General features: G+C 46.0%; 9 protein-coding genes and 1 pseudogene. 2 read left to right on the forward strand and 8 right to left on the reverse strand.

The window, feature by feature from the left end; all coding sequences use genetic code 11:
- Positions 1 to 95 precede the first annotated feature (95 nt).
- Both RAC86_RS29715 and murJ read right to left on the reverse strand, forming a co-directional pair.
- Positions 96 to 815 carry a pseudouridine synthase gene (locus tag RAC86_RS29715; protein WP_017695479.1) on the reverse strand — a complete coding sequence of 240 codons (720 nt, stop codon included), beginning with the start codon at positions 813 to 815 and terminating at the stop codon, positions 96 to 98.
- A gap of 68 nt (positions 816 to 883) precedes the next feature.
- Positions 884 to 2,518 carry a lipid II flippase MurJ gene (gene murJ, locus RAC86_RS29720; RefSeq protein WP_088467337.1) on the reverse strand — a complete coding sequence of 545 codons (1,635 nt, stop codon included), beginning with the start codon at positions 2,516 to 2,518 and terminating at the stop codon, positions 884 to 886.
- A gap of 202 nt (positions 2,519 to 2,720) precedes the next feature.
- On the opposite strand from murJ, the gene RAC86_RS29725 reads away from it, so the two are divergent.
- Positions 2,721 to 3,983: a BaiN/RdsA family NAD(P)/FAD-dependent oxidoreductase gene (locus tag RAC86_RS29725; RefSeq protein ID WP_003229222.1), complete on the forward strand. Its 1,263-nt coding sequence runs from the start codon at positions 2,721 to 2,723 to the stop codon at positions 3,981 to 3,983.
- Between the two features lie 188 nt (positions 3,984 to 4,171).
- Complete coding sequence (opuD, locus tag RAC86_RS29730) at positions 4,172 to 5,710, forward strand: glycine betaine transporter OpuD (protein WP_015384403.1); 1,539 nt, start codon at positions 4,172 to 4,174, stop codon at positions 5,708 to 5,710.
- A 36-nt stretch (positions 5,711 to 5,746) separates the two neighbouring features.
- On the opposite strand, the gene RAC86_RS29735 is transcribed toward opuD, so the two are convergent.
- The 6 genes and pseudogenes from RAC86_RS29735 to RAC86_RS29760 form a co-directional block, all read right to left on the reverse strand.
- Positions 5,747 to 5,929 (reverse strand): sporulation protein Cse60, encoded by a 183-nt coding sequence (locus RAC86_RS29735; RefSeq protein WP_003223398.1) that lies wholly within the window; start codon positions 5,927 to 5,929, stop codon positions 5,747 to 5,749.
- 67 nt (positions 5,930 to 5,996) lie between these two features.
- Positions 5,997 to 6,665 (reverse strand): YesL family protein, encoded by a 669-nt coding sequence (locus RAC86_RS29740; RefSeq protein ID WP_033884441.1) that lies wholly within the window; start codon positions 6,663 to 6,665, stop codon positions 5,997 to 5,999.
- Between the two features lie 21 nt (positions 6,666 to 6,686).
- Positions 6,687 to 7,973, reverse strand: coding sequence for a Gfo/Idh/MocA family protein (locus RAC86_RS29745; RefSeq protein ID WP_377886342.1), 1,287 nt, complete (start codon positions 7,971 to 7,973; stop codon positions 6,687 to 6,689).
- 11 nt (positions 7,974 to 7,984) lie between these two features.
- Positions 7,985 to 8,488, reverse strand: a complete 504-nt coding sequence (gene rmgS / locus RAC86_RS29750; protein WP_187001868.1) for a rhamnogalaturonan transport/degradation protein RmgS — start codon at positions 8,486 to 8,488, stop codon at positions 7,985 to 7,987.
- The gene (gene rmgQ / locus RAC86_RS29755; RefSeq protein ID WP_377886343.1) at positions 8,485 to 9,606 is read right to left on the reverse strand and encodes an unsaturated rhamnogalacturonyl hydrolase; all 1,122 of its coding nucleotides are present in this window, start codon (positions 9,604 to 9,606) and stop codon (positions 8,485 to 8,487) included. The genes rmgS and rmgQ overlap by 4 nt, the downstream gene beginning before the upstream one ends.
- A gap of 18 nt (positions 9,607 to 9,624) precedes the next feature.
- Positions 9,625 to 9,790, reverse strand: a pseudogene (locus RAC86_RS29760) (sugar ABC transporter permease); the annotation flags it as partial.

Raw genomic sequence — 9,790 nt, forward strand, 5'->3', positions numbered from 1 at the left:
AGAGCGGCCCGATAGATAATAGGGCGAAGAAACTACTGAGCCTTGTTTTTGTGTGCTTATAAATAAAACCCCGCATTCGGTATGCGGGGTTTTTGTCATGCTTGCGGCTCATTGAGCAAATGAAGCTCTTCCTCTGTCAGCTCACGGTATTCTCCGGGTGCCAGAGCGGGATCTAGGGAAACGCGTCCCATCGAAAGCCGCTTCAGATAAACCACTTCATTGCCGACTGCCTTTGCCATTTGCTTGACCTGATGGTATTTTCCTTCTGTAATTGTCAGGTATATCACGGTATTGCCACTGTCGTTTGTTTTGATTTCCGCTTTTGCCGGCTTTGTTTTATAGCCGCCCTCTATGTAGACACCCGTTTCCAAATCGGAGATGTCTTCCCGAGAAATCTGTGATTTTAAATGGACTTCATACGTTTTTGGAACATGCTTTTTAGGAGAAAGGAGCCGATGTGCGAGCTGCCCGTCATTTGTGAGCAGCAAAAAGCCCTCTGTATCTTTATCAAGCCTGCCGGCTGGAAATGGCTCAAATCTCATCTCCTCCGGCGTCAGCAGATCGACCACTGTTTGCTGCCGGCTGTCCTCAGTCGCCGACAGCACGCCCTGCGGTTTATTCATCATAAGATAAATGAATTCTCGATAATCAACCGGTTCCCCGTATACGGTCACCTCCTGCGTATCAGGATCAACGTGCGCCTTTACATCTTTGGCAGGTTTGCCGTCGATCATCACGGCTCCAGCCTTCACAACGGCTTTGACTTCTTTTCTGGAACCATACCCGCTGTTGGCAAGCAGCTTATCAAGTCTCATTCCCAATCTCTCCTTTATAAAAGAAAGCCCGCAGCATGCGAGCCCTCAGTTTCATCATATCTAGTTCATCAGCCTGCATGTCTGCCTTTCCTTAAGAAACCTGGCAAACGGCGGCCTAAAATTTTCTGCAAAAATCCTAATCGGTAGCCGCAATACAGGTAGACAGCTCCGCCAACAGCGGCCGCGATCACCACAACAATCGCAGCTTGCAGCTGGCCATCCTGATAGGAAATAAAGAAGCCTAATACCCACTGCACGATTTTCACGGCAATACCCATAATGGCTGATAAGACAAACATCAAAACAGTTCGTTTAACTAGTATCTTATACGAATAGCCTGCATGGCGCTTAATCATGATAAACCCATATAAAAGGGAAGCGATATATCCAAGCGCCGTCGCTAAAATCGCTCCGTCAGCCTGCATCAGCTTGATCAGCGGAACATTCAGCACAAGCTTGATCACGACGCCGATCACAAGGCTGACAACCGCAAATTTTTGCTTATTGATGCCCTGCAGAATGGCTGCGTTGACTGTAAACAAAGAGAACAAAATCGCGACTGGCGAATACCATAGCAAAATGTTTGCCCCCAGTTCAGGGTGAAGGCTCTCTGACCCGTAAAAGAACGTATACGTCGGTCCTGACAATAGAGAGATCCCGACAACAGCCGGAATAATTAAAAACAGGATCGTCTGCATCGTTTGATTAATCTGCTGATTTAACAGCTTATAGTTTCCGCTTGTAAACGATTCAGTAATCGTTGGAATTAATGTCAGTCCAAAAGCAGTTGCTAGGGAAACCGGGATCATCACGAGCTTCTGAACATACAGGGTTAGAATCGCAAGCATGTCTTGGCTGATGGCTTGATGACCGGCTTCAATCATCGCTTTGTTAAACGTATTTGTATCAATATAGTTATACAAAGGGATGGCTAGTCCGACAAAAACGTACGGAGCAGCATAGCTGAACAGCTCGAAAAACATTTTCTTGTAGCTTAGGTTTGCTGTCGGACCCGTATTCGGCATCATCGCCAGCAGGCTGCCCTTCCGTTTGTTCCAATAAATATAAAGCACGACCAGCCCTCCGAAGGCACCGATCAGCGCTGCGAAGGTTGCATAGCCCACAGCGATGACAAGGCCGCCGTTGAAAACCTTCAAAATCAAGAATGTCGCACTCAATAGAAAGATGATGCGGACAATCTGTTCAACGACTTGGGAAACAGCTGTCGGACCCATCATTTGGTGCCCTTGAAAGAATCCGCGAACAAGGCTCATAATCGGTACGACCAAAAGCGCTAAGCTGACCATGCGGATGACATAAACGACATGATCAATTGTCAAGCCGTTATTATCCTTGCCTCCCAGCGATATTTCCGCAAACATCGGAGCCGATAGATACAGAATGAAAAAGGCTATCATTCCTGTGACGAGCATAACCGACATGCCCGCCTTGAGCATTTTCCTGCTTGTCTCATAATCCCCTTTTGAATTATATTTGGAAACAAATTTAGAAACAGCGGCCGGAAAGCCCATCGTAGCAATATTCAAAAATAAAGTGTATTGGTTGTATCCGTATTGAAATAATGCACCGCCTGTCGCCCCGACCATAATGCTGAAGGGAATTAAATAGACCATTCCCAGAATCCGCGATATATATGTACCGAGCGTTAATACAAACGTGCCTCTTAACAGTTTGCTTGACATGTTTCTTCATCACCATTTTCTACGAAGATTCAACTTTTCTATTTTACCACAACTGGGCATTTAGACGGTAATAAATACAAAAGCAATCCTGTGAACATTCATGTCCGCGGCAAAAGACGTTTAAGGAGCGGCTTTCTTTCGCTATAATAGTACTGCGGACGGGGTGTCCGCACACGAAATGAAAAGAAAGTTGATGATAAAGATGAAACAATATGACGTAATTGTAATCGGCGGAGGCCCTTCAGGCTTGATGGCTGCGATTGCAGCAGGAGAACAGGGCGCTGGCGTGTTGCTGATAGATAAAGGAAATAAATTAGGACGGAAACTCGCGATTTCCGGGGGCGGCCGCTGTAATGTGACGAACCGCCTTCCTGTGGAAGAAATTATCAAGCACATCCCCGGTAACGGGCGTTTTTTATACAGCGCGTTTTCTGAATTTAATAATGAAGACATTATCAAGTTTTTTGAAAACCTCGGCATTCAATTGAAGGAAGAGGATCACGGCCGGATGTTCCCTGTGACCGACAAAGCCCAAAGTGTCGTAGACGCGCTGTTAAACAGGCTGAAGCAGCTCCGCGTAACAATCAGAACGAACGAGAAAATTAAATCTGTTTTATATGAAGATGGACAGGCAGCAGGGATTGTGACGAATAATGGCGAAATGATCCATAGCCAGGCAGTCATTATCGCTGTCGGCGGTAAAAGCGTGCCTCATACCGGAAGCACGGGAGACGGCTATGAATGGGCTGAAGCCGCGGGCCATACCATAACAGAGCTGTTTCCGACAGAGGTTCCCGTCACTTCTGGCGAACCGTTCATTAAGCAAAAAACACTTCAGGGCTTATCACTAAGAGATGTAGCCGTCAGTGTGTTAAATAAAAAAGGCAAACCGATTATCACACATAAAATGGACATGCTGTTTACCCATTTCGGCCTCTCAGGACCTGCCATTCTCAGATGCAGCCAATTTGTCGTAAAAGAGCTGAAAAAACAGCCTCAAGTGCCGATCAGAATCGACTTGTATCCTGATATCAATGAAGAAACGCTTTTCCAAAAGATGTATAAAGAACTGAAGGAAGCACCGAAAAAAACCATTAAAAACGTGCTGAAGCCTTGGATGCAGGAGCGCTATCTCCTATTCCTGCTCGAAAAAAACGGCATCTCTCCGAACGTATCGTTTTCTGAGCTGCCGAAGGATCCTTTCAGACAATTTGTAAGGGACTGCAAGCAGTTTACTGTCCTCGCAAATGGCACACTGTCGCTTGATAAGGCATTTGTCACGGGAGGCGGGGTATCTGTAAAAGAAATTGACCCGAAAAAAATGGCTTCTAAAAAAATGGAGGGGCTTTATTTTTGCGGTGAAATTCTGGATATCCACGGCTACACAGGCGGATACAACATTACCTCCGCCCTCGTCACAGGCAGGCTTGCAGGGCTAAATGCCGGGCAATACGCCCGTTCTTAATCATTACTCTTTAAATCTCTTGCCGCCAAACTCACATTTGAACATTCCCCGCATTCATGTTAGGGTGAGACTTGTTTTGTTTCACCTGATTGCGGGGTAATTTTAAGAGAGGAATGAGCTGCCATCGTACGACCATACTAAGCCTGCGAGCAAGATATAGGCGTACACAAAAAATTAGAGGGTGAGAAATGTTGAAACATATATCTAGTGTATTTTGGATTGTGATTGCAATCACAGCTGCAGCTGTATTATGGGGTGTTATTTCTCCTGACAGCCTGCAAAATGTGTCTCAATCGGCACAAGCATTTATTACCGATTCATTTGGTTGGTATTATCTTTTAGTTGTCTCTTTGTTTGTCGGGTTTTGTCTCTTTTTGATTTTCAGCCCGATCGGAAAAATCAAACTCGGAAAGCCTGATGAAAAACCGGAATTCGGGTTATTATCATGGTTTGCCATGCTGTTCAGCGCAGGCATGGGAATCGGCTTAGTATTCTACGGTGCGGCTGAACCGATCAGCCATTACGCAATTAGCTCTCCATCAGGTGAAACAGAAACCCCCCAAGCCTTCAGAGATGCACTCCGCTATACGTTTTTCCACTGGGGTTTGCACGCTTGGGCCATTTATGCCATTGTGGCATTATGCATTGCCTATTTCCAATTCCGCAAAGGCGCACCCGGGTTAATCAGCAGCACACTGTCACCGATTCTCGGGGATAAAGTAAACGGACCGATCGGAAAGGCCATTGACTGTATTGCAGTTTTCGCCACTGTTGTCGGGGTGTCAACAAGTCTTGGTCTTGGCGCAACCCAAATTAACGGCGGTTTGAATTACCTGTTCGGCATTCCGAATGCGTTTATCGTCCAATTGGTTTTAATCATTATTGTGACAGTGCTCTTTTTACTTTCTGCGTGGAGCGGACTCGGAAAAGGAATTAAGTATTTAAGCAACACAAACATGGTATTGGCCGGATTGTTAATGTTGTTTATGCTCGTTGTCGGGCCTACAGTGCTGATCATGAACTCATTTACAGATTCTATCGGACAATACATTCAAAATATCGTTCAAATGAGCTTCAGACTGACACCGAACGATCCTGAAAAACGCGAATGGATTAACAGCTGGACGATTTTCTATTGGGCATGGTGGATTTCCTGGTCTCCATTTGTCGGCATTTTCATCGCCCGTGTATCCAGAGGCCGGACGATCCGAGAATTTTTAATTGGCGTCTTGGTGACACCTTGTATTTTGACATTTCTATGGTTCTCCATTTTCGGCGTATCAGCCATGGATCTCCAGCAAAAAGGCACGTTCAATGTAGCAAAGCTGTCCACTGAAACGATGCTGTTCGGAACACTTGATCACTATCCGCTGACAATGGTGACATCGATCCTTGCATTGATTCTGATCGCAGTATTCTTTATCACGTCTGCTGATTCAGCTACATTCGTGCTGGGCATGCAGACGTCGTACGGTTCTTTAAATCCGGCGAATTCTGTGAAACTCAGCTGGGGTATCATTCAGTCCGCCATGGCGGCTGTGCTCCTATATTCCGGAGGGCTTGCCGCTTTGCAGAACACAGCGATTCTGGCAGCGCTGCCGTTTTCTATCGTTATCCTGCTGATGATTGCCTCTCTCTATCAATCGCTCTCAAAAGAAAGAAGAGAGATCAAAAAAGCGGAGAAACTCGATAAACCGAGAAGTCCAAGAGTGAAAAAAGCATATTAACAAAAAAGATCTTTCCGCGCCTGCGGGAAGATCTTTTTATTTGCGATATAAAATAAGGGCGGAAAAACAGTAAAGCTGCTCGCCGTCTGGGTCGCACGCCGCCGAAACCGTATATTTGATATCAATCAGCTGCTCCTCCGATATCCCTTTTAAAAATGAATTGATTTCCGTTTGTAAGTCTTTTTCATGCTCTTCATCAAATACCGCTACCTTCAGCATTTTATCCGCTCTCCTTTCTCTATCAATCTATTCCGTTTGGAACAGCGTTATGATAGAGAAATGATGATTATTTCGTTTCCGGATAAAAAGCTTTCCGTATATGGGATTTCCTCTGTGGCTCGCCGCCGTGCTGCTCCACTTTCAGCAGTACGGCATAAACAATGCGCATATGGCAGTAGCTGATCAGGCTGACGCTGAAAAAAGGGACAATGCCCGGCAGGTACGCAAGCAAGAAAAAGAGAGCAACAGTCAGCGCAAGCATAGCAAGCGTATATTGCAAATACGCCACACTGAGCAAGAGCGAAAATTTCACATACAGACGTTTTTTCCAGTCAAAATGGACAAGCAGCGGAAACACATAAAAAAGCATGGATACGAACAAAAAGCCAAATATCATAATGGCGAAGCGCAGGATGTGCAGAAGGAAATGACTTGGATAGATGAAGGCCAAATCAATATAAATGATCACTCCGATGAGCGCCAGTACAGCGCCGAGCAGATTTGAACGAAAAAATTCACCCTTATATTCCTGCCAAAACGTTTTGAGCACCGGAACGTTGTCCTGCCCCTGGATCCACTTCCGCATGACAGCGAATAAAGCCGCGGTCGCGGGCATGATGCCAAACACGCCGAGACCGAGTAACGTAAAAAACAGCCACAGCAAGTTTGTATACGCAAATCTCATAATCCATTCGCAAAAATGCAGCATCCGTCCCAGTGAGCCATCATGTTCCATGGCGCCCCCTCCTTTTTTGCATTATACATTCTGCATCTGAAAAAGCTCTTTCATGCCGATCGGCTTCTTTTCGGCAACCGAGCGCCACATTCCCTCACCAACCGCGATGGAGTAGGCTCCAGCTTCAGCCCCGGCTAAAATATCATAGCGGCGCAGCGGGTCTTTTCCTAAAAAAAGATCCTCAAGCAAAAGCGGATCACCTCCGCCATGCCCCCCTTCATTTTTGACCACTTGTATCGTCTGCTTTGATTCAAAAAGCGGATAGTATTCGATTGTCTGCTCAGGAAAAGCAAACGGAATTCTGGAAGGTTCGTGAAATTCATTTGATTCAATACGCCCTTTTGTGCCGTTGATCGTCAGCCGGTAGCCTTCATACGGTGCTGAAAAAATAATCGAGTAGCTTAACAGTGCGCCGCCATCATATTTGACTGCCGCCACGTACGTATCCTCGATGTCAATTTCCTCGTCAAAAATACACGCGTCAGGCCTGTATGAAGTGTATAAGCTAGACTGGTCTCCTGCTTCGAGATGATCATCCTTTATAGAAGCTTTAGAGGAACGGGGATGCCACCTTGAATAGTAGTGGCATTTTTCTTTGACCCGGCACGTCCCGCAAAAACGCCCGTCTTTTTCCGGCAAGGGGTTCCACTCACTGTCCGGCCCATAGTAATTCAAGGCGCCATAAGCAAATACCTCTTCCGGATTTTGTCCGAGCCACCAATTGACGAGATCAAAGTGATGTGTTGATTTATGGACAGAAAGGCCCCCGGAAAACTGTCTCGACCTGTTCCAGCGTTTAAAATAGCTGGCGCCATGATACGTATCAATATACCAATTTAAATCAACGGAGGTGACCCTGCCAATTTTTCCGTCCAGAATCATTTCTTTTATTTTCCGATGAAACGGGCTGTAGCGATAGTTAAACGCGACGGTGACTTTTCCTTCGCTTTTGGCCTCCGCTTCAAGCACCCGATTCGCATCCTGCACTGTTGTCACCATTGGTTTTTCAGTAATCACATCTGTATTCCACTGAAGACTTTTTACAATATATGTGACATGCGTATCGTCCCTGCCTGCCACAATGACGATATCAGGCTTTGACACGCGCATCATCTCGTCAAAAGCATCTTCGCTAAACTCGGGCACGTGGGCCAGCTCGGGAAATTTCTTCTTGCAAACGGCAAAACGTTTCGGATCGGCATCCAGCAATCCCGTAATCTCATAATGAGTTGAAAACCGCTCCAACAGCGGTTTGATAAACATACTGAATGCTCTGCTGCTCAATCCGCAAAAGACGATGTTCTTCAATATCCTCACCTCTATCGGGCTTCAGTTAGTTGAGAAATCAGCTGCAGCGCTTCCTCTGTTTTTTCAGCATACACAGGGATAAACGCCGCCATATCGCGATTCAATTGAAAAGAATAGCCGTTCAGCTGTTTTTTCCCTTTTTCGATCTGAACGGCATAGATCGTTTTTTCTCCTGTTTTTTTATTAACAGTTGTATAAGGAGATGTTTTTTCAGGAGGCAATCCGTTTAACGGCTGAAAATTTTCCGGATCATTGTAAGCTTGAAACATGTCTTCAGGCACGATGAAAACATCTCCCTCATGGGCGGTAATTTCAGTCAGCAGTTTTTCCTGAAAAGATGGAAAGATATCGACCTTCCCGGCATTCTGCTCGGCGGCCTTTTTTATTTTTTCCTGTACGCCAGCCTGCATATCAGAAAAGAGAATGACATGCATTCCGTCCGGCCTGCTTGAGCATGATGCCAAAAAGAGGACTGAGACAATCACACACAAAGCCGTACGTATCTTTTTTGTCATTTCCCCGCTGACCTAAAAAGAGGCTCCAGCTCTGTCATAGCCAAAATAAACGCGCCGGCTCCGTGCAGGTCGTTTGTGCTTCTTTCGCGGCTGACATAATAGTCATAGAAACCGGCTGACGTTCCGACACATATGTCTTTGACGAGAAACGCGCCGTCTTCTGATGTTTCGGTTTTATGCTGAATCAAGCCTTGATACGCTTTTAGCAGTGTTGTTTCGTAAGCTCTGTCTAGATAGCCTTTATTGATTCCCTTCGCAAATGCGTACATGTACAGGCAGGATCCTGAGCTTTCCAGCCAGTTATCAGACCTGTCTCCCTTATCAACAATCTGATACCATAGCCCCGTCTCTTTGTCTTGATAGCAGCAGATGCTTTCCATCATGTCCTGCAGCGTGTTTTTCCACACATGACGGTTTGGATGCTTCTTCGGCAGCTCTTCAATCATGTCAGCAAGAGACATGACGTACCAGCCGATGGAACGTGCCCAAAATTCCGGTGAACAGCCTGTCTCTTCATTGGCCCAAGGCATTTTTTTCGCTTCATCCCAGGCGTGATAAAAGAGTCCGGTTTTTGCATCCTTCGTATGCTTTCTCATCAATGACTCCTGCAGCACGACCTGATCAAACAGCTCCGGCTCCTGCTTCAGATTGGCATATTTCAGTGCGAACGGCCCCCCCATGTATAAGCCGTCAAGCCACATTTGGTATGGATAACCGTCTTTGTGCCAAAAACCGCCCTCAGACGTCCGGTTCAGTGTTCCATATAAGCCGCGCAGCCTTTTTGCCGCTTTGACATACCGTTCATCCTTCGTCTGCTCGTATAATGGAAAAAGAATGAGACCCGCTTGAATGGCGTCCAGTTCATCTCTTCTAAATAATAGATTGCCATAATCATCGATTAAGAGATCTGCATAGGCCTTCGCATAGTCAAAATACCGCTTTTCCCCGGTTGCTTCCCACAGTTGCAATACACCGCATAAGAAAACACCCTGATGGTAGTGCCAGCGGTTTGCAGGAGGCAGCTCCTCGACTGTGTACGTATTCATAATGGTTTTTGCCAATGCCTCCGCGTACGTAAGAGGCGATTTTACAGCGATTGATTGATCCATTGATCCCATCCCTTTCTTAATAAATTCTTTCTCGCCAAATTTCTTCGCCAAACGATTCGCAAGCATGACCAAAATCAGCCCGACCGCCGCTTTAAATACGCCGACTGCTGTACTGTAGCTGAATTGTCCCTGTTTCAGCCCTGCAGTATAAACATACGTATCAAAAATTTCCGCCACTTCCCTGTTTGTCGCA

The sequence above is a fragment of the Bacillus sp. LR_5 genome, from assembly GCF_042709275.1.